This window comes from Micromonospora sagamiensis, from assembly GCF_014680085.1.
GTDB lineage: Bacteria > Actinomycetota > Actinomycetes > Mycobacteriales > Micromonosporaceae > Micromonospora > Micromonospora inyonensis.
The window spans coordinates 2,534,438-2,553,901 of the sequence record NZ_AP023438.1 but is presented as its reverse complement, the minus strand read 5'-3'; the positions used below and the strand labels follow the sequence as shown (position 1 = coordinate 2,553,901).

The window sequence follows — 19,464 nt, the reverse complement described above, 5'->3', positions numbered from 1 at the left end:
ACCGAATGACCATGCACCCTGCGCCCATGTCCGACTTCCGGATGCCGGAGGACGCCGCCGCCGCGCGCGCGGTCGCCGACGCCGTGACCGCCAACGTCGAGCAGGTGCTGCGCGGCAAGACGGAAGCGGTCCGGCTGGCGCTCTCGTGCCTGCTCGCCGGTGGCCACCTGCTGATCGAGGATCTTCCCGGTACTGGCAAGACCTCACTGGCCAAGGCGCTGGCCACGAGCATCGGCGGGATCTCGCAGCGCATCCAGTTCACGCCGGACCTGTTGCCGACCGACATCACCGGGGTCTCCGTGTGGGATCCGGAGCGCCGGGTCTTCGACTTCCGCCCCGGGCCGGTGTTCGCCAACGTGGTGGTCGCCGACGAGATCAACAGGGCCTCCCCGAAGACCCAGTCGGCGCTGCTCGAGGTGATGGAGGAGGACCAGGTCACCATCGACGGCCAAGCGCACCGGGTACCGTCGCCGTTCCTCGTGGTGGCCACCCAGAACCCGATCGACCTGGAGGGCACCTACCGGCTCCCCGAGGCCCAGCTCGACCGGTTCCTCATGCGGATCTCGCTGGGGCATCCCGACCTGGCGGTGGAGGAGGAGATCCTCACCGGGCGGGCGAGCGCCGCCGTACCCGTGCTGCGGGCGGTGACCTCGCCGGAGCAGATCGACCGGGTACGCCGTACCGTCGCCACGATCCACACCGCACCGGAGATCGCCCGGTACATCGCGACGATCGCCGACGGTACCCGCCGCCACGACGCGCTCCGCCTCGGCGTGAGCACCCGGGGAAGTCTGGCGCTGCTGCGGGCGGCCCAGGCCCACGCGGTGTGCGCGGGCCGGCACTACGTCGTACCCGACGACGTGAAGGCCACGGCGGCGGCCGTGCTGACCCACCGGCTCGTGGTGGCCGCGCAGGCCGAGGTCCGTGGCGTGACCGCAGCGGCCGTGCTGGCCGAGGTCCTCGAGACGGTACGGGTGCCGACCCCGGTCGCGGCGGGCCGGACGTGAGGCGGCTGACGGTCACCGGCACCGGGATCGGGGTCGCGGCCGGCGCGGTGGTGGCGTACGCGACGGGCGTGGCCCTCGGCTACCAGCTGCTCGTCGTCCTGGCCGTCGGAGGGCTGGCGATGCTCGCCGCGGCGACCGTGGCGGTGGCGATCCGCCCCTCGGTCACGCTGGCCCGAGCGGTGCGGCCGGACCGGGTGACGGTCGGCGAAACCGTCGAGGGCCGGCTCGACGTGTACAACACGTCCCGCTGGCCGGCGCCCGGGTTCACCGCGCTCGACCTGGTCGGTGACGAGAAGGTGCCGCTCACCGTACGCGCGCTGGCCGGGCGGGGGCGGCGTACCGTCCACTTCACGGTGCGCGCCGACCGGCGCGGGCGGCTGCGGCTCGGCCCGCTGACCGTGGAGCGGCGGGACCCGCTCGGACTCCTCGCCTGGCGGCAGCGGCAGACCGCCGACGGCGTGCTGTGGGTGCATCCGCGACTGCACCAGATGCGGCCGCTCCCGGTCGGTGTCGTGCTCGACTACGAGGGGCGTACCACCGACAACGCCCGGCTGGGCACGGTGACCTTCTCGTCACTGCGGGAGTACGTCCCCGGCGACGACCCCCGCCAGATCCACTGGCGCTCCACCGCCCGCACCGGCGTACTGACCGTCCGGGAGCACATCGACACGACCGAGCCCACCACGACCGTCGTACTCGACACGCATCCCTCGTCGTTCGACGCCGGTGCGTTCGAGGAGGCAGTGGAGTTCGCCGCCTCCGTGGTGCGCGCGGTGGAGCACATCGGCCGCCCGGTGGTGCTGCACATCCTCGGCGAACGGCCGGCAGACGTCGCCGCAGCCGGCGCCACGGGCTCGCTCGACCGGCTCGCGCTGGCCACCCGGGACGACTCGGCGGCCCTGGTCGAGACGCTCAACCGGATGGCCGCCGGCGGCGCGCTGGTCGCGGTGACCGGGGCGCTCGGGCCCGCCGCGATGGCCCGGCTGACCGAGCAGCGCCGCCGCTTCTCGCCCGTCGTGGTGACCGTGATCGACCCGGCGGCCGACACCAGCGGGATCCGTCGCTGGCCGGGCATGGCCATGCTGACCGCCCGTTCGGCGGCTGAGGCCACCGCCGCGTGGCATCGCATGATCAACGGAGACGTGGGATGAGGCTCTTCCGGGTGCTCGTCGCGGTGTCGCTCGGCGCGCTGGGCGGGTTCGCGTTCGGGCCGGCGTTCGGGGGCATGTCCGGTGCCTTCGCGGTGGCGGTGGCGGTGGCGTGGGGTGCGGCGGCTCTCGCCGGTGTCGCAGCGGTGGCCCTCCCGCGCACACCGCCGACCGTGGTCGCGGTGGTGGGCGCGGTCGCGGTGGCGAGCGCCGCGACGGTCGCCACCGGCAGCGGCGTCGGCCTGGTGCACGGGCCGTGGCAACTGCTCACCGGCGCGGTACCCGCCGAGCCGACCGGCCCTCCGCTCGCGGCTGCGGCGGTGGTGGCCGGCTGGTCGGCGCTGGCCGCGGGGCTGCTCGCCGCGTACGCCGCCCGCCCCCTGTCCGCCGCCCTACCACCGCTCGCCTGCCTCGTGCTCGCCCTGGCACTGGGCGCCGCCGGCCCACCCCTGCCCGCCTGGTACGCCCTCCCGCTCGTCGCCCTGCTGGTGACCCTGCTGGTCGCCGGGCGGGCCGAGCCCCCACCACCGGGGGTGCTCGCCGGTGGGGCGCTGACTGCGGTCGTGGCGGTCGCGGCCGCCGCGCTCCTCGGCCCGGGAGCGCCGAGCCTCGGTCGCCCTCCCGCCGACGTCCGTGGCCTGGTGGCCGCCCCGGTGCTGCCCCGCAGCGGGGTGAGCCCGCTCCAGCAGTACCTGGCACTGCGCGACGGCTCCCGGGTGCTCCGTCTCACCGGCACCAGCTCCCGTCCCGGCACGCTCCTCCGGATGGCCACGTTGACCCGGTTCGACGGCGTCTACTGGACCGTCGGCGGGGACTTCCGCCGGGCCGGCAAGAAGCTGCCCGCCGCGCGTGAGCCGTACGGACGTCGGGTCACCGTCGCCCAGCAGGTGCGGGTCGACGCCGGTGAACTCGACTGGCTGGTCACGGCCGGGCGTCCCACCGAGGTCTCCCGGCCCGGCCTCGGCGTCGACGAGGCCACCGGCGACGTGGCGGTGCCGGACGACACCGCGCCGCCGGCCGCCTACTCGGCCTCCTCCACGATCACCGAAGCCACCCTGGACGAGATCCTGGTGGCCGACCCGGTCCCCGTGGCCGGCTCACCGCTCCCGGCGCTCCCGCCACAGGTGCGTGCCTTCCTCGACCGTGCCGTGGCGGGCCAGCCGGCCGCGTCCGACCAGATCCTCGCGCTCTACCGGGCGTTCACCGGAAAAGCCGGCGGATTCCGGTACGACCAGTCGGCCGAGGCCGCCGGCGGGCACGGGTACTTCCGCATCCAACGGCTGCTCACCGACAAGCGCGGCACCAGCGAGCAGTACGCTAGCGCGTTCGCCGCACTGGTCCGGCACCTGGGCTACGACGCCCGGGTGGTGATGGGGCTGCGCCCCCGCTACGACGGCGATGCCTTCGTCGCCGAGGGCAGGGACGTGGACGCGTGGGTCGAGGTGCACTTCGCCGACCTCGGCTGGATCGGCGTCGACCCGAGTCCACGGGCCAACCCGATCGGCACCCGCCCCGACGCGCCACGGACCATCAGCCGTTCCGCGCCGCTGGACGACCCGCTCCAGGAGGCCGAGCAGCCCCCACCGCCGGGCGAACCGGAGGTCGCGGTCGACGACCGCGAGGAGTCGAGTGCCAACCGACGGGCCGGCCGCACGGGAACGGCCACGCCGCTGGTGCTCGGGCTGGTCGCGGCCCTCGTGGTGCTGCTCGTCGCCGCTGCGCCCACCGCCAAGGCGGTCCGCCGGCTCCGTCGCCGGCATGCGCCCTCCGACCGGCTCGCCGTCATCGGGGCGTGGCGGGAGACGCTCGACCGGCTCCAGGAGGCCGGTGTGCGGGTCGGGCCGGCGCAGACCACCGGTGAGGTCGTGCGGATCGCCGGCTCGCTGGGCGGGCTGCCGGCGCTGGCGGCGACCGTCGACCGGGCCGCGTACGCACCCGAGGAACCCGGGCCCGCGATGCGTGCGGACGCCTGGGCAGCTGCGGCGCGGGTGCACGGCCAGGTGCGGTCGAGTATGCCGCTCACCCGGCGGCTACGCGCGCTCCTCGACCCCCGGCCGCTGCGGAGATGACGGAACGCCCCCGGCGGCGATCACCGCCGGGGGCGTCCCGCAGGGCTTCAGCGCACGGGTACGGCGACCAGCGCGCGCAGCGCGGCGTCCACCTCGGCACTCGACGCCGGCACGGCGACCACTGCCTCGTCGTCGTCGCTTCCGGTCTCGTCGTGCACGAGCCACAGCTGGCCCGGGCCGCCGTCGAGGACGCCCAGGAGGCCCTCGACCCGGCTGCGCTCGTCCCCGTCGGCCCGCGCCAGCAGGGTCACCCGCCGCCAGCCCTCCCCGGGCGCCGGCACGACGTCGGCGAGGCGCGACCGCCGGCCCCACCGCTGCCGGCGGCCGGGCGTGCCGACACCGGCCGACCGGTCGACCAGCTCCGCCACCGTCGCCTCGGCGCGGGCGGCGAGGTCGCCGTCTGCCGGGTCGATCTCGAAGTGGTGGATCGGGTCGTCGACGAGGTGCCGTACGACCCCCGCCCCGCCGGCCATGACCTCCCACCGCAGCACCGTGTCCGGATGGGTCGCGGGCATGGTCTGCTCGACGGTCAGGTGCACCCGGTGGTTCGCCACGGTGGCGACCAGGGCGGCCAGCTCGTCCGCCGGCCACAGCACGCCGTCGGCGTCCGGTGCGAGCAGGCCACGGGCGACGAGCGACATGAGAAAGCCGTCGGCCAGCAACGGGTGCTGCTCCGGGGCGACGGCGTCGAAGCAGCTCGCCCGTACCCCGGGGAACAGCGTGGCACCGAGGCCGTGCGCGATCGCGGTGAGTTCGTCGCTGGTCAGCCGGACGATGTTCGGCGGCTTCACGGCAGGATCTTCCCGACGAAGCCGGCGACCTTGCTCGCGCCGCCGCTGACCTTGTCGCCCACCCACTTGCCGGGGCCGGAACACGCGGCCCCGCCGACGACTCCGCCGCCGACCGCCAGCGCTCCCTTGGCCAGCGGATGAGGTACCGGCGCGGCGGCACCGAGTTTGGCACCGGCGGTCGCGCACCCGAAGACGGTGGCGGACTCGCCCACCGCCCCGGCGCTCGCCTTCGGCAGGCTCGCTCCGTCCCGTAGCCGGTTGTTCAGCGAGTTGGCGGCGATGGCGGCCGGACCGGCCACCTTGCCCGCCTTCGAGGCCCGGTCCGCCCAGGTCCGCAGGCGCGGATGGAGCCTCGGCCCGGAGCCGTTGACCCGCCAGTGGTCGCCGTCCTTGACCCAGGGATAGCCGTAGCGGTGGCGCAGCATCGTGCCGGCGGCACTGTTGAGAGACGTCAGCCGACCGAACACCCACGGGTACGGGCCGAGCGGACCGTGCGCGCCGGGCGGTAGCACGTTGCTCCGCAGCGACGCGCCGAAGCCGGCCAGCCAGCCGGCCGAGTCGGCGCGCTGGGCCGCGGCGCCGATCTGCCCCAGCGTGGTCGCCGCCTCGGTCAGGGCGTCGGCCGCCCGCTCCAGCCGGCCGCGCAGCGCGCCCAGTCCGCTGAGGACGGAGCGCGCCTCCGGGGGCAGGTCACCGGCCGGCACCGTCAGGTCACCGGCGGCCTCGCGTACCGCGCGGGCCTGGCCGCGCAGCGTCTGGTCGGCGGTGAAGAGCTCGTCGAAGACGAAGATCCGTGGACCGAAGACACCCATGCCGATCACCCCGCCCCGTTCTGCACGGCCGCCGCGAGCTGGGCCTGGGCGACCCGCAGATCGGCCCGGGCGGCGTCGGCCCTGCGCTCGTACCTGCGGGCGATCCCGTGCAGGTCGTCGCACGCGCCGTCCAGCGCGGACCGGACCGAGCGGATCGCGTCCGCGGCGCTCTCGACCCGGCCCGTGGCGCGTTCGACCCGAGCGGACCGGGAGCGCATCGATCCGGTGTGGACGGCGGTGCCGGAGAGCGCGGCGACTGTCCCGTCGAGCCGGCTGGCCGTGGTCCGGCACGCCTGGGCGTAGCCGTCGGCCTCGGCGACGTCTTTGCGCAGGGCATCCACCCGCGCGCTGAGGGCGGCAACATTGCTCACGCCCTCAGCATGGCCGCGTACAACCGCCGCGACTATCGGAAGCCCTCCCCAGCCGGGAGCGGGGCCGGTGGGGAACCCTTCCGATTCCGCCGGGGCACCGGTGCCTCCTAACGTCGGATCCGGCTCTGGCCGGTGTCCACGGCCTCCCTCGACGGACAGGAGACAACGGATGTACCAGCTTGACCCGGCGCAGGCACACGAGCTGGGCCGGAAGTTCGGCCACCAGGCGGACGTGGAGACGACCGCGCTGATCCGCGACATGAACGCCAGCATCCACCGGATGCAGGGGATGATCAGCACGCTCACCGCAGGCGTGAAGGGCATGGACTGGAAGGGGCGACGCGCGACGTCGTTCGACAACCTGTGGGAGGGCGAGTTCCGTCCGGGCATGCAGCGGATGCAGCACTCGATGCAGGAGTTCACGCCGGTGCTGGAGCGGATGAAGCTCGCGCTCAAGGACGCCGAGACCGCGATGCACGCGCACGCTCGCGACACCGAGGCGATCGACTTCGCTCACTGATTCCCGGTCACCGGCTCAGCTCGTCCCGCCCAGAGGGGTCACGGTCGCATGGAGTACGAGGTCACGGTCGTCGACGCCCAGGGCACCGCGACGCCGCTGCTGATCCGGGCGGGCGGTGCAGCCACCGTCGGTGCGCTGGTCGAGGCGCTCGCCCGGAGCTCCGTCGAGGTGCCGCCCGGCACGATGCCCTTCCTGGGGGCGGAGCGCCTGGCACCGGAGCGGCTGCTGGCCGACACGCCACTGGGCACCGGAGCGCGGCTGACGTTCGTGCCGCAGCGGGCCCGGGTACCGGAGGTGTCGTCCCGCTGGGAGGCGGCGGTGGTGGGCGGCCCCGCGTCCGGCACCACCGTGCCGATGCCGGACGGTCGTCGGCCCCTGGTGGTGGGCCGGGCGCCCGGCGTCGACCTGGTGCTCGACGATCCGGAGGTCAGCCGCCGCCACGCCGAGATCCGCCTGGAGAAGGCGGAGATGGTCGCCATCACGGACGCGGGCTCGCGCAACGGCACCGGGTGGCGGGGGCACCGGATCGGCCCGGACACCTCCGTGCCCGCCGGTGACCTCGTCCGGGTCGGCGAGTCCATGGTGGCCATCCGGCGTGCCCCGGCCACCACCGAGCTGGAACTCGACCCCACGAGCGGCGTACGCCGATTCAACCGCCCGCCCCGGATCCCGCCCGCGCGGCGGCGTCCCGAGGTGGCCGTACCGGGCCAGCCGGAGAAGCCGAAGGGAGTCCGGTTTCCGCTGGTCACCGTGCTGCTGCCGCTCCTGCTGGCCGGTGTCGTCTTCGCCCTGCTGCCCGGCTCCGCGTACTACCTGGTCTTCCTGGCGCTCTCGCCGCTGATGGCCATCGGGCACGTCGTCACCGAACGGCGCGGTGGCCGCCGGGAGTACCGGGAGAAGCTGCACGAGTACGAGACCGCGCTCGCCGCCGCCCACTCGCGGCTCCGGGAGATCGCGGTGGTCGAGGAGCGGGCCGGTCGTGAGACGCTGCCCGACCCGGCGGCGGTGGTACGGATCGCGACCGGTCCGACCGCCCGACTCTTCGAACGGCGCCCGGACGACGCCGACTTCGGGCGCATGCGGGTGGGTCTGACCGACCGGCCGGCGGACGTCCACCTCACCGGTGCGGGCGCGGATGCCGGCGAGGTGCCGACGGTGTACGCGGTGCCGGTCGCCGTGGACCTCGGCCTGGCCGGTGTCGTCGGGCTGGCCGGGCCGCGAGCGGCGACCCTGCCGGTCGCGCGGGCGCTCCTCGCGCAGGCGGCGACCCTCCACGCGCCGAACGACCTGGGCATCGTGCTCTTCACCGGGCGGGACGAGGCAGCGGCATGGGAGTGGACCAGCTGGTTGCCGCACACGCTGCCGCACCGCCCGGACCTGGCGTGCCACCGGATGGTCGCCACGGACCGGGAGCAGGCCGAGGCGCGCATCGCCGAGCTGCACCGGATCGTGGCGGAACGGCGTGCCGAGATGCGGGCGGGCCTGCGCGGGGGCCCGCCGGCCGGCCGGCGGATGCTGGTCGTGCTCGACGGGGCCCGCCGGCTGCGGGGCCTGTCCGGGCTGCCCGAGCTGCTCGCCGACGGGCCGGCCGCCGGCATCTACGCGCTCTGCCTGGACGAGGCGGAGACGACCCTGCCGGACGAGTGCCGCGCCACGATGGTCGTCGGCGCGTCCGGCACCCGCGTACGGGTCTCCGGTCCGGACCTGCCCGACCAGGACGTGCTCGCCGACAGCCTGTCGCAGGCCCTCGCCGAGCGGATCGCCCACGCGCTGGCGCCGATCCGCGTGCTGGGTGCGCGGTTCGGTGACGACGGCGACCTGCCCGAGCAGGTGCGCTACCTGGAACTCGCCGGCCTCGGCACCGAGCCGCGCCCGGAGGACGTGATGGCGCGGTGGGCGGCACTACCGGACGGGCGGAGCACCGTGGCGTTGATCGGGGCGGACGCTGCCGGACCGGTGGCGGTGGACCTGCGCCGGGACGGCCCACACGCCCTGGTCGCCGGCACGAGCGGCGCCGGCAAGTCCGAGTTCCTCCAGACCCTCGTGGCGTCGCTCGCGCTCGGCAACACACCGGACGCGCTCAACCTGGTGCTGGTCGACTACAAGGGCGGCAGCGCGTTCGCCGACTGCCGCGAGCTGCCACACTGCGTCGGGATGGTCACCGACCTCGACGGCCAGCTGGCAGACCGGGCGCTCGCCTCCCTCTCGGCCGAGCTACGTCGGCGGGAGACCGTCCTCGCCGAGGCCGAGGCGAAGGACATCGAGGACTTCTGGGCCCGCACCGGCGGGCGGCTGCCCCGGCTGGTCATCGTGATCGACGAGTTCGCCACGCTGGTGGAGGAGATTCCCGACTTCGTCACCGGAGTGGTCGGCATCGGCATGCGCGGTCGCAGCCTCGGCGTGCACGTCGTGCTGGCGACGCAGCGCCCGGGCGGTGTGGTGAACGCGGACATCCGGGCCAACGTCAACCTCCGCCTCTGTCTGCGGGTGACCCGGCAGGACGAGAGCACCGACGTGATCGACGTACCGGACGCCGCACGCATCTCCCGCCGGCACCCCGGCCGGGCGTACCTGCGTACCGGGCACAGTGACCTGACGACGTTGCAGTGCGCCCGGGTCGGCTGGCCCCGGGAGGACGCGGCGCGCGCCCGTACCGCCGCGGCACAGGTCAGCGTGAGCCGGCGCCGGGTCACCGAGCTGGGGCGTCCCCGCCCGGAGGCCGACGCCTCGGCCAGCGGGGACGCCGCCACCGCCACCGACCTGGCGGCTCTCGTGTCGGCGGTACGGGTGGCCGCCGAGCGCACGGGGATCACGGCACCGCCGAGCCCGTGGCTGCCACCCCTGCCCGAGCAGGTCACCGTCGCGCTCGACGCGGACAACGCCGCTCCGGCGACCGCTCACCTCGGGCTCGCGGACCTTCCCACGAGCCAGGCGCAGCCGCCGTTCCTGCTGGACCTGGAGCAGGCCGCGCCGGTGGTGGTCGCGGGCATGGCGCGCAGTGGGCGGTCCACGGCGCTGCGCACCCTCGCCGCCTCGCTCGCCGCCGGCAGCAGCCCGGCAGACCTCCACCTGTACGTCCTCGACTACGGCAGCCGCGCGCTCGCCTCCCTCGAAAGCCTGCCGCACTGCGGTGCCTACGTCGACGGCACCGAAACCGACCGGGCCGTACGACTGCTCGACGTGCTCACCTCCGAGGTGACCCGTCGCGCTCAGCTGCTGGCCGCTGGCGGCCACGCGGCACTGCACGAGCAACGTGCCGCAGCCGTGCCGACCGACCGGTTGCCCTACCTGGTACTCCTGATCGACCAGTACGAGGCCTTCCACGCCCGGCACGCCGAGACCGACGGGGGCCAGCTGGTGGAGACGCTCGACGGCCTGCTCCGGCGCGGCGCGGCCGCCGGCATCCTGGTCGCGCTCACCACCGACCGGTCCGGCTTCACGCACCGCCTCGGCAGCGCGGCGGCCACCCGGCTCGTCCTGCGTCAGGCCGATCCCGACGACGTGGCGGTCTTCGGGGCCGACCCGCGCGCGATGCCGGGCACCATGCCGCCGGGGCGGGCGATGGCCGTACCGTCCGGGACGGAGGTGCAGCTCGCGCTCCTCGCCCCCGACCCGAGCGGCGCGGCCCAGTCGGCGGCGGTGGAGGAGCTGGCCGACCGGCTCGACGCCCGCTGGGGGCGGCTCGACCCGGAGGTCCGCCCCCGACGCGTCGACCGGCTCCCCACGTCGATCACCTCGGCCGAACTGGCCGGGTTGCGCGCCGTGGCGGTCCCTCGTACGCCCGCCACGTGCACCGTCGGCGCGGGCGGCAACGACCTGGGGCCGGTCGACGTCGACCTCGCGGACGCCGGTGCCGCGTTCCTGGTCGCCGGCCCACCGCGGTCCGGGCGCAGCACCGCGCTGGCGGCGATCGTGTCGTCGCTGGCCGGGCGCGGGACCGGCGGGTTCGGGGTGCTGCTCTGCTGCCCACGCCCGTCGCCCCTCATGGACCTGGTCGGCTTGCCCGGCGTCGTCGGGGCGCTCTGCGGATCGCTGGACATGCAGATCGACGAGGCGCTCGCCAGTGCGCGTGGTCCCCTCGCGGTGGTGGTCGACGACGCCGAACGGCTCGGTGACGGCATCGCCGCCGACGTGCTCGACCGGTTCACCCGCACGGCCCGGGACGACGGCAACCTCGTCGTCGCCGCCGGTACCACCCACGAGTTGGCACTGCACAACTACCGAGGCTGGCTCGCCGCCGTGCGTCAGGCACGCACGGGCCTCCTGCTGAACCCGGCATCGTACGTGGACGGCGAGGTGCTGAGCGTGAAGCTCCCGCGCTCCACCAGCGGTGGCTGGCCACCCGGACGCGCCCTCCTGGTGCAGCGGGGGCAGGCCGTCGCCGTGCAGGTGCCACACGGGTAGCCACCCGGTCGGTGCCCAGGGAGCACTGGCCAAACGCGCGCGAGGTTGGCGTCTCCCGGCTCCCGCGAGCCATACCCTGACCCTGGGCGCGGACGCACCGGGTAGCGCCGGACCGATCGGAGGCAACGATGCGCAACACCGAGATGGCGAGGCTCAGCGGCCTCGTCGGCGAGTGGACGACGACGATTTCGGACGCCTGGTTCCTCGAACCGCCCGGCACCGAGGTGCCGGGCAACACCACCGTCACGTGGCTCGGGGAGTCGTTACTGGTCGTGCGGTCGGAGTTCGGCGGGAACGGGCAAGCGCAATCCGACATGAGTCTCGTCCTCGGACGCAGCGATGCGAACGATCGGTTCGTCGCGCTCTACCAGGACAACCGCGGCGTCTGCCGCGAGTTCGCGATGACCTTCGACGGCGGGCACTGGACGATGACCCGTCGGGATCCGGACTTCCACCAGCGTTTCATCGCCGACGTCGAGCAGGACCGGATCCTCGGCCGTTGGGAGGCGTCCGAGGACGGGGGCGAGTCCTGGCGGAAGGACTTCGACCTCACGTTCACGCGCGCCTGACCTGAAGCGCCTCCGATCGGCGAGCATCGCGCTCGCCGTCGACGGGCTGACGGGCATCCTGACCGAAGCCGCTCGCCAACCTGGACGTGCATCCGCACGTCGTCAGGCGCATCCGTCGGTTGGATGTGCCCTCTCACCTGACGACTGCAAAGGGGGTTTCAGTGAGTTACGACCTTGAGTGGGCTGATCTACCCGAACCTGCTGCGACTGCTCGCTTGCGGTTCGAGACGTGCTGCGACTTGAGGGATCTGTGCGTGCACGCTCCTCCATGCTTCGGGGAGTACGAGTCGCTTGCGGCTGCCTATCAGTTCCGCCTGAACATCGCCGGCATGGCTGTCTGCCGTGACGGTATGCGCCGGACGGGCATGACCTACCAGGCAACCCCGCAGCCCTTTCCCGCTTGGCCGTTCGATGGCATCGAGGACTGGCATTCTGCCGATCAGAGCCGGCGTGACGAGTACAACGAGGCCGAACGGGCGGCCTCGGCCCAAACGATCGCTGGAAGGACAGGTATCCCGGAGTTCAAGCTGATGAGCAACGGCCCGTGGCTGGTAGGGGCAAGAGAGGTTGATGAAGCGCTGAGCTACTACCAGGCGTCGTCACTGAGGCTGAGGGTAGATCTGGAGCGGGATGAGCTGTGGTTGGCCTGGCTTGACTGGCTGAGACAGGCCGTCAGTCACGGCGGCTTCACCGTACGATGACCTGCCCGCCTTGGCCTAGATCATTCAGCCGGCCTGTCACGCACGTCCCTGGGGACTGATCTGTGACGCAAGTTCCGAGCCCGACAAACCGGCAGCCGACCAGATCGACTTGTCATGGTCGGTCCGTTGCAAAGCACTGAGAGGGTGCCTCCGTCGATATGATGTGCCCTCTCACATGGTCGGGTGGCCGGATTCGAACTGACGATCTCTTCGTCCCGAACTGGCGGCGGGACGGTCGGAACGGGTGTCATGCGAGGTCATCCGGCGTGCTGGGGCTCGTCCGGGTCGGGTGCGGTCGGCTTGGTTGCTGTACTCCGCTGCTGTACTTCCTCGGCGGTGCGGAGGACGTTGCGGGCGGCGGTCGCCACCGGGCAGCCTGTGGTCCGGCAGATCGGGCAGCGTCCGTCGGGTCCGGGTTGGTGGTCGCGGAGGATCGCTCGGGTGGTGAGGATCAGCCGGTTGCGGATCTGGGCCAGGGACAGGAATGGCGCGGTCACCGCTCAGCCCACCCCGAGGGTGGCGGCGAGGTGGGTGAGCGTCGTCGGGGCGGTGGGCTCTCGGGCGACCTGGGCGAGCACGTTCCGGCCGGCTGGCCGGTGGCGGATCTCGGCTGGCGCGATCCGGTCGGCCTCCATCAGGACCCGGCCGGCGTTGACCGGATCGTCGGCTTGGAGGTAAGCGCGGGCGGCGTCGATGAGGTGGGCTGCTCGGTGCTCGGCAGGCAGCCATCGCCAGCCGTCCCGTGTGGTTGCCTTCTCGTGCCGGGCCGTGGCCTCGCGGGCGTCGCCCAATTCCACCGCTGTGGCGACCCGAGCCAGTTCCACGGCCGTTGGCCCGAACGCGGTGCGGTGGTGGTCATGCCCGTCACCTACCCGGGCGGCCATGTCGGCGGCTTCGTCGATCAGGTCGGTGGCGGTGCGGTCGTCTCCGATGCGGGCGGCGGCCAGGGCGGCCTGGACCAGCAGGCTTCCGCAGAGGGACAGCTCGGGTGGGGCGCCGTACTCGATCACGCGCGGCGCGATGCGGTACGCAGCGGCGAGCATCACCGTCTTTGCCATCCTGTTTCGCCCTGACTCGCGCAGCACCTGGCCGAGCTGCACGGCAGCGGCAGCCACCAGCACCCGGTCACCGGTAGCGGCAATCATCGCCCGGTCGACCGCCAACCACGCCACGTCGGGAGCACCGAGCTTCACCAGCAGCGACGCCGTCACCCGGTACGCCTCCACCAGCGGCACCCGACCCGCCTCGGGATCGCGGGCGTGGGTGCGCTGCGCGTCGGCCACCAACTCCGGCACCAAGTCGACGACCTGCGGGTAGCGGGCGTGTTGGAAGGTGGTCCACGCATGGGCGGCATCCCGTGCCAGCTCGTCGGCCGGCAAGACGGGACGGCGGGCCGCTGGCCGTTCCAAGGCGATCTCGTACGTTGACAGAGCCGCCCGGATCCGTTCCACACCCTCGACGCGCTGTGCCACCGCGACCGGCTGGGCGTCCCGGCCGAGCAGCACCGCCGTGTCGATCCGCAGGACGGCGGCAATGTCCTGGAGCGTCGACACCTTGTCCAGCGACCGGACACCCCGCTCGACCTTATCGACCCAACTCTTCGACTTACCCAACCGATCGGCCAACACCTGCTGCGACAGCTTCCGCCGCGCCCGCCAGTACGCCACCCGTCGCCCGACCGGCAACAGCTCAGTGCTGTCCACGACGCCACCGCCGATCCGGTACGGCCCGAGTAGCTTCCTCGGCTGGTATTCGATCCGCTTCGGCCTGCGCGAGAATCCGTTGCCGGGCGGCCTCGCGTTCCGCTGCCTGAATCTGCTCGCCTCGGCTCTCGGCTGGAGCGTCCTCGCTCATCCCTACCTCCGCTGGTAGGGGCGCGGCGGCGTGCTCTGGAAGGACCGACACCGCCGCACCCGGCTCCAAGCGGGTCGCACTCGTCCCCGTTGCCGGTCTGTACGCGTCGATCCCGCCCTCGGTCACAGCATCGAGTGATCGGGCGACTACTTGAAGGTGCCGCGTGTCCGCTGGGCGGACCGGCTGTCCGCTGTCAGGCGGCGGGCCGGTACGTCTCGTAGACCTCGCGCAGCGCCGATGCCTCTGCCGCACCGGTCTGCTCGATCCGCCGGAGCACCTCTCGTGCCCGCCACCAGTTCGACGACGCCACCCGCCCAGAACGGATCGCCTCGGCAGCTACCGCACTGGCTTCGTCGGGCTGGTCAGCTGCGACCAACGCCAAGGCCAGGTCGAGGCGCGCCGAAGCGGACCTTCGGGGCCGGTCGCCCCCGTCCCCGTGCGGATCCAGTTCCGCCAAGGCGACCCGGGCGACCTGTGCCGCAGCCGGGTCGCCCGCCCAGGACAACGTCGTCGCGGTGTACGCCAACGCCTTCGTCGGGTCGTACCGGTAGTGATGTTCGGCCCGCTCCGGCACGGGCAGGTTCGCGGTCAACCGCTCCAACCGGTCCAGCGCATCGCGGGTCCGCCGGACATCACCCACGCGCGCCCACACTCGCGCCTCCTGCGCCGTGGCCTGGATGTGCGCCGAGCTTCCCTGAGGTGCCACCCGCTGGGCCTGCTGAGCCAGTTCGATCGATTGCCGGTGCTCGCCCCGGGTGAGCCGGTCCCACGCCTGGGTTTCCAGGCACCACGCCTGGATCTCCGCATGCTCGCCGTGCTCGGCGAGCTTGGCAGCGGCGGCCAGGTGCGCGCCGGCTGCGGAACGCTGCTGAAGATCGATGTGCACCGTTGCCCGTAGCACGGTCAGCCAACCGCCAGCAACGATCAGACGCCGCCGCTGCGCAAGGGTGCCCCGACCGTCGAGGAGCCGGCCCACGTACGCCAGATGTCGCCGCACCATCGGAAGTAGGTCCATCGGCCGCGTTGTGGCGTACGCACTCGCCAGATCGTCGACGCCCGCCTCGATTCGGCTCAGCGTCTCGGCGCTCACATCACTGGCACGCACCCGGGCCAGCAGTTCATCGGCCTCCGCGTCGTGGTCGACAGGCTGACCAACGAGCCCCACAAGCGCGCCACCAGCCTGAAGAACCTCATCCAAATGCCGAGCCGTCTCGGGCGTCGGAGCTTTGGCCCCGGTCTCCAGGTCGTGAAGGTGACTTTTACCCCGATGCGCGAGCTGCCCGAGCGCCCGCAGGGACAGACCCCGTTCCGCACGCAGGGCCCGCAGCCGGACTCCAAAACGCGGATCGACGTGCGACACAACGACGCTCCCGGCGTAGGAAGGAGGAACGCGCTCCAGCTCTCGTCGGCGGACAACCACTACGGACGGTACAACGCGCCACCCTGTCCACGTAACGACCCACGATGCCGACACCGCACGGGGCACCCGCGCAGGACTGGAACCCAGTCGGGGGGATGCGGACTCAGGTTGTCGGCTACTGACACCTGTTGGCGGACCGCGTTAACGAGCAGGTGCCGGACGTCGTCGTTAACGTTCCGGACCGACCCGCATCGAAGCTCGCGCTGCCTCCTCGCTGCCTCGCTGCCTGACGTCTCGCTAACAAGCTCTGACCTCGGCGTTTGTCCTCACTCATCCGCCAGTGGGCGCCTGGGCTCCGCATGTCATGCCAGGTCGGTAGGCCGGTCGGACGGCGTGACGTCGATTTTGTGGGTCAGCAGGGCGTCCAGCAGCGCCGCGCGCGCGGTCTGGGCTCGAGCCACCTCGTCCGAGATCGCTCGCACCTGCCGGTCGATGGTATCCATCGTGTCGGCGATCTCCTTCTGCGTGTCAGGGAGCGGCACCGGAACGGTCAACCGTTCGAGCGCGTCCTTGGAGACCCGAACGACCTTGGTATTCGAGATAACGGCCGGCAGCTGCGCACGGAACCCAGGAGACGTGAACACGTAGGACGCAAACCGAGGCTCCAGCTCGTGCTCGAAGATGTACGCGTCGTCATGTACCGCCACGTCTTCCTCGCCGAGCCAGGCAACGGCCTTCAGCACCCCGTCGAAGTTCTCGCTGGTGCCGGCGATCACGAGGTCGCCCGGCTTGGCAAACCGCAGCTTGGGGCGCATCCCCTCCGGTAGCCAGGAGTGGACCTCGTTGGTGTGCGCGCCGAAGTCCGTGTGGATCTGCGAGTAGTGGATGCAGCCGATGCCGCTGTCGACATAGTCCGACTTGATGAATCGTTTGCCGCGAGTTACGGTGCCGAGTTTGCCTATCGGCTTGTCGGTCCACGAGTCATCCCGTCGCCGTAGCAGCTCGTCGAGCAGGGCCGTCCGGGCTGCCGCCGCAGCTTCCGCCTCGGCCAGCAATGCTTCGATGAAGGTGTCGACAGCGGTGATGACCTCGAGGATGCGTTCCTGCACCTTCAGCGGTGGACACGCGACCTCCAGCCGGAGGAAGTCGGCTTCCTTCAGCCGGTTCCGGCTCACGGCAGCTGATCCTGACGACAGGCTTAGTGCCTTGGCGGCGAAGACAGGCGACGAGCAGTAGAGGGCGAGGAACTCGGGCGTCGCCTGCGCGGTGTCCACCTCGAATTGGGGGAACTCATTCGAGACCACGACTCCGTCGTAGTCGTCCGTGACGACCGCGAACGACTGCTTCCAGGCGAACAGCCGGTTGTAGACCAGCAGTCCCGGCTTCAGCGCGTAGCACTTTCCCTTGACTGCGGAGCCCTTGCGCTCCTCGCGCACGAATAGACCGTCGCCGTACCAGCGCACTCCCGCGAATCGAACAGTGTCGTCGGCGTTAGGGGCGACCAACTCCGGAACGTGCTGGGTTACCAGCCGCTCAAGAGGAACAGAGTGCCACTCAGTCATCGAAGCCGCCGATGCCTGCGGCCGATAGCACCGCCGCCATCGCCGCTTGGGCTTCCTCGCGGACAGCACGGGCTTCCTGCCAGTCGGCGATCGCCGTGTCCAGGTCGTGCGACTGCGTCTGTGGCCAAGGGTTGTGCCGGACGCCGCGCGGCATGAACCGGCCGGCATCGTCGAAGACCGGTGTGCGCCAGGACCGGGCCTCTCGGTCTTCTAGACCGTCACGGATGGCGCGCTGGACGTTCGCGGCGATGCCGCCCCATCGGCCGGTGTCGCGGCGTCCGTGCGCGAGCTGCACCTCGTGCCCATCGTCCTCCATATCGGAGAAGGTCACGAGGGCGTCGTGGTCGTGACCGTTGCTCGTCTTGGTGAAGCCGAAGATCGACGTCTTCACGCCGCGCTTCTGCTCGAAGAAGAGCTGCTGGGGCATATCGATGATGAAGTCGAGGCGAGCACGCTCGAGGATCGCGAGAGCTGCCTTCTGGTTCGAGTTCTTCGACAGCGTGTTGTTCGGCATGATGATGACTAGCCGACCACCCTCTTCGAGGTACTCGATTGCTGACATCGTGAAGTTAATCGGGTTATCGTTCTCGTACGGCGGATTGATCACGCACTTGGTCGGTTTCAGACCCTTGATGTAATCGCGGAACTTCTCATCTCGCTTGGCTACCGCGAACGACTTGCCTCGCGTGATGAGCGAATCGCGGTAGAGCAGGTTCGACCGGCCATCGCCGTGGAGAAACATGTTCGAGCAGGCGAGAGCGAACAGGATCGGGTCCAACTCCAGCCCGATTAGCTGGTGCTCGTGTATGTGCTCGATCCTCTTCCCGTCGCCGTGGGCCTTGTCGACGAGTTGCTCCATAGCGTCCATAAGGAACCCGCCGGAGCCCATGCAGGTGTCGAGAACAACGTCGTCGCGCTCCAGCCGGGCCAGATCGACCATAAAAGTCTTGATGTGGTCGGGCGTCAGGATGATGTTCTTATTGTCCATCTTGCCGGCGCGCGACAGAAAGATTTTGTAGGCGCGGCCAAGGATGTCCCGCTTCACCGAGCGTTTGGACGGCTGGTGTACCCTCTCGTCAATCTCGCCGATGATCTCCTTATACTCGTCGAGCGGGATGTCAACGGTCTTCACGAACGCGAAGCGGTCGCGCCAGTCGATCTGCTTCGACTCAGAGTTGATCTTTTTCTCCAGCTGACGCGTGACAGCGTCGACGATCTGATCGTTGAGATACCTGGCCCCGACCAGCCGGTCGTCCTCGGGCTTGCTGATCGATCTGTAGACCTTGCGGAACGGCTCGTCGTCGAGCGCGATCATCAGCGCCGAGAAGAACAGCGAGCGCTCAGTGTCCCGCACCCGCGAGTCCCTGTGGAACCGCTCGTTGAGGCGCCGCAGGAAGCGTCGCAGCTCGGTATCGGAGAGCGGATCGCCGATGGCTGCAGCCGTGTAGTGGTTGGTGAGCGCTTTCAGGCTTACCAGGCTCTGCATGCCTTCGAGCTCTTCAATCTCGTCGCTGTCGCCTTTGCGCAGCAGATGCGTGACGCGCAGGCTCTCGAGGGTCTGGCCGGAGACGGCGATGCCGACGATGTCGGTGTGAGGCACGGCGTTGTTGGTCATGTAGCTGCTTACGTCAGTCAGGGCGGCGGCGTGATCCGACCGCGGCCCGGGCTCGCCGGACTTGGCCTCCACGACGATGAGCCACGAGCCCATGTCTTTGAAGAAGTCCGGGAAGCCATCGTCGGTCGACCCCTTGCGTTTGGACCGGAAGCCGAACTTCTTCGGAATGTCACGCTTCTCGACGAACGTCGAGGCCCCGTAGAACTCGCGGAACAGGTTCTCCGTGGTGCTCTCTGCCATGGCCAGCTCCTACTTCTTCCCCTCACGCGTTAAAGCGGAACATAGAGCCGCTGCCCTGTCACTAGCTGCAACGGCACCGCGCTCCTGCTCACACGGCGTCCGAGCTTCGCACGACTGATCACTAGTCGACAACGTTGGAGAGTGTGTTGTGCTCCCTGCGCGCCCCGCAGACGCGTGCCTGACCCCCCTAGCCGATAATCACCGAAACTTATCGCACATGGTTCGCACGGCGGCTCCCTACCCCAGGGAGGCGAACTCTTCCTGGAGTGATAGTCCTCCGCGCAAACTGTCAGCAGCCGCTCACGCAGGTGATCGGGGAGGGGAAGCCGCTGCGGGTTCCTGAGCGCTCAGCCGGCCCCACGGGGAAGCTGCCCGTGCCGCATCGCTCGGCGACTACCTGCTCCCACCGCAACCACCCACGGACCGCGACGCGCCGACGGA

16 protein-coding genes are annotated in these 19,464 nt (G+C 71.4%); 8 read left to right on the top strand and 8 right to left on the bottom strand.

Going from position 1 to position 19,464, the window contains the following annotated elements; all coding sequences use genetic code 11:
• The first annotated feature begins 26 nt into the window (after positions 1-26).
• The 3 genes from IGA62_RS11015 to IGA62_RS11005 are packed head-to-tail and all read left to right on the top strand — an operon-like array spanning position 27 to position 4,224.
• Positions 27-1,007: an AAA family ATPase gene (locus IGA62_RS11015; protein WP_232624952.1), complete on the top strand. Its 981-nt coding sequence runs from the start codon at positions 27-29 to the stop codon at positions 1,005-1,007.
• A complete protein-coding gene (locus IGA62_RS11010) occupies positions 1,004-2,158 on the top strand; it encodes a DUF58 domain-containing protein (protein ID WP_198501221.1) in 1,155 nt (384 codons plus the stop codon). Before IGA62_RS11015 ends, IGA62_RS11010 begins: the two co-directional genes overlap by 4 nt.
• Entirely contained in the window at positions 2,155-4,224 is a 2,070-nt protein-coding gene (locus tag IGA62_RS11005; RefSeq protein ID WP_145815152.1) for a transglutaminase-like domain-containing protein, read from the top strand. The genes IGA62_RS11010 and IGA62_RS11005 overlap by 4 nt, the downstream gene beginning before the upstream one ends.
• 47 nt (positions 4,225-4,271) lie before the next feature.
• On the opposite strand, the gene IGA62_RS11000 is transcribed toward IGA62_RS11005, so the two are convergent.
• Genes IGA62_RS11000 through IGA62_RS10990 form a run of 3 tightly spaced genes read right to left on the bottom strand, consistent with a single transcriptional unit; the run spans position 4,272 to position 6,198 of the window.
• Positions 4,272-5,015, bottom strand: coding sequence for a hypothetical protein (locus IGA62_RS11000; RefSeq protein ID WP_145815153.1), 744 nt, complete (start codon positions 5,013-5,015; stop codon positions 4,272-4,274).
• The gene (locus IGA62_RS10995) at positions 5,012-5,827 is read right to left on the bottom strand and encodes a hypothetical protein (protein ID WP_145815154.1); all 816 of its coding nucleotides are present in this window, start codon (positions 5,825-5,827) and stop codon (positions 5,012-5,014) included. The genes IGA62_RS11000 and IGA62_RS10995 overlap by 4 nt, the downstream gene beginning before the upstream one ends.
• A 5-nt stretch (positions 5,828-5,832) precedes the next feature.
• Complete coding sequence (locus IGA62_RS10990; RefSeq protein ID WP_145815155.1) at positions 5,833-6,198, bottom strand: hypothetical protein; 366 nt, start codon at positions 6,196-6,198, stop codon at positions 5,833-5,835.
• A 169-nt stretch (positions 6,199-6,367) separates the two neighbouring features.
• Between IGA62_RS10990 and IGA62_RS10985 the strand changes: the two genes are divergently transcribed.
• The 4 genes from IGA62_RS10985 to IGA62_RS10970 all read left to right on the top strand — a co-directional run bounded on the left by IGA62_RS10985 (position 6,368) and on the right by IGA62_RS10970 (position 12,392).
• Positions 6,368-6,718: a WXG100 family type VII secretion target gene (locus IGA62_RS10985; RefSeq protein WP_145815156.1), complete on the top strand. Its 351-nt coding sequence runs from the start codon at positions 6,368-6,370 to the stop codon at positions 6,716-6,718.
• Between the two features lie 48 nt (positions 6,719-6,766).
• The gene (locus IGA62_RS10980; RefSeq protein ID WP_145815157.1) at positions 6,767-11,122 is read left to right on the top strand and encodes an FtsK/SpoIIIE domain-containing protein; all 4,356 of its coding nucleotides are present in this window, start codon (positions 6,767-6,769) and stop codon (positions 11,120-11,122) included.
• Positions 11,123-11,250: 128 nt separating this feature from the next.
• Entirely contained in the window at positions 11,251-11,691 is a 441-nt protein-coding gene (locus IGA62_RS10975; RefSeq protein WP_145815158.1) for a hypothetical protein, read from the top strand.
• Positions 11,692-11,945: 254 nt separating this feature from the next.
• Positions 11,946-12,392, top strand: a complete 447-nt coding sequence (locus tag IGA62_RS10970) for a hypothetical protein (protein ID WP_232624951.1) — start codon at positions 11,946-11,948, stop codon at positions 12,390-12,392.
• A 257-nt stretch (positions 12,393-12,649) separates the two neighbouring features.
• Here the strand turns inward: IGA62_RS10970 and IGA62_RS10965 are convergent, their stop codons facing one another.
• Together IGA62_RS10965 and IGA62_RS10960 are read right to left on the bottom strand one after the other, a co-directional pair.
• On the bottom strand, positions 12,650-12,889 hold the full coding sequence (locus IGA62_RS10965) for a hypothetical protein (RefSeq protein WP_145815159.1): 240 nt from the start codon (positions 12,887-12,889) through the stop codon (positions 12,650-12,652).
• Between the two features lie 3 nt (positions 12,890-12,892).
• Positions 12,893-14,095, bottom strand: a complete 1,203-nt coding sequence (locus tag IGA62_RS10960; RefSeq protein WP_232624950.1) for a helix-turn-helix domain-containing protein — start codon at positions 14,093-14,095, stop codon at positions 12,893-12,895.
• Here IGA62_RS10960 and IGA62_RS10955 point away from each other — a divergent pair.
• Positions 14,085-14,264 (top strand): hypothetical protein, encoded by a 180-nt coding sequence (locus IGA62_RS10955; protein WP_186499689.1) that lies wholly within the window; start codon positions 14,085-14,087, stop codon positions 14,262-14,264. The two genes, IGA62_RS10960 and IGA62_RS10955, sit on opposite strands and share 11 nt — an antisense overlap.
• A 175-nt stretch (positions 14,265-14,439) precedes the next feature.
• Here the strand turns inward: IGA62_RS10955 and IGA62_RS10950 are convergent, their stop codons facing one another.
• The 3 genes from IGA62_RS10950 to IGA62_RS10940 all read right to left on the bottom strand — a co-directional run bounded on the left by IGA62_RS10950 (position 14,440) and on the right by IGA62_RS10940 (position 19,023).
• Complete coding sequence (locus IGA62_RS10950; protein WP_145821673.1) at positions 14,440-15,645, bottom strand: helix-turn-helix domain-containing protein; 1,206 nt, start codon at positions 15,643-15,645, stop codon at positions 14,440-14,442.
• Positions 15,646-15,968: 323 nt separating this feature from the next.
• On the bottom strand, positions 15,969-17,042 hold the full coding sequence (locus IGA62_RS10945) for a restriction endonuclease subunit S (protein ID WP_190289276.1): 1,074 nt from the start codon (positions 17,040-17,042) through the stop codon (positions 15,969-15,971).
• Positions 17,043-17,160: 118 nt separating this feature from the next.
• Entirely contained in the window at positions 17,161-19,023 is a 1,863-nt protein-coding gene (locus tag IGA62_RS10940; protein WP_145815161.1) for an HsdM family class I SAM-dependent methyltransferase, read from the bottom strand.
• Positions 19,024-19,464: the final 441 nt, after the last annotated feature.

What these genes read in the sequence shown, in the direction of transcription:
- IGA62_RS10975 (WP_145815158.1), top strand. Translation starts at nt 11,251, where the DNA reads ATGCGCAACACCGAGATGGCGAGGCTCAGCGGCCTCGTCGGCGAGTGG.
- IGA62_RS10985 (WP_145815156.1), top strand. Translation starts at nt 6,368, where the DNA reads ATGTACCAGCTTGACCCGGCGCAGGCACACGAGCTGGGCCGGAAGTTC.
- IGA62_RS10995 (WP_145815154.1), bottom strand. Translation starts at nt 5,827, where the DNA reads ATGGGTGTCTTCGGTCCACGGATCTTCGTCTTCGACGAGCTCTTCACC.
- IGA62_RS11015 (WP_232624952.1), top strand. Translation starts at nt 27, where the DNA reads ATGTCCGACTTCCGGATGCCGGAGGACGCCGCCGCCGCGCGCGCGGTC.
- IGA62_RS10980 (WP_145815157.1), top strand. Translation starts at nt 6,767, where the DNA reads ATGGAGTACGAGGTCACGGTCGTCGACGCCCAGGGCACCGCGACGCCG.
- IGA62_RS10940 (WP_145815161.1), bottom strand. Translation starts at nt 19,023, where the DNA reads ATGGCAGAGAGCACCACGGAGAACCTGTTCCGCGAGTTCTACGGGGCC.
- IGA62_RS11005 (WP_145815152.1), top strand. Translation starts at nt 2,155, where the DNA reads ATGAGGCTCTTCCGGGTGCTCGTCGCGGTGTCGCTCGGCGCGCTGGGC.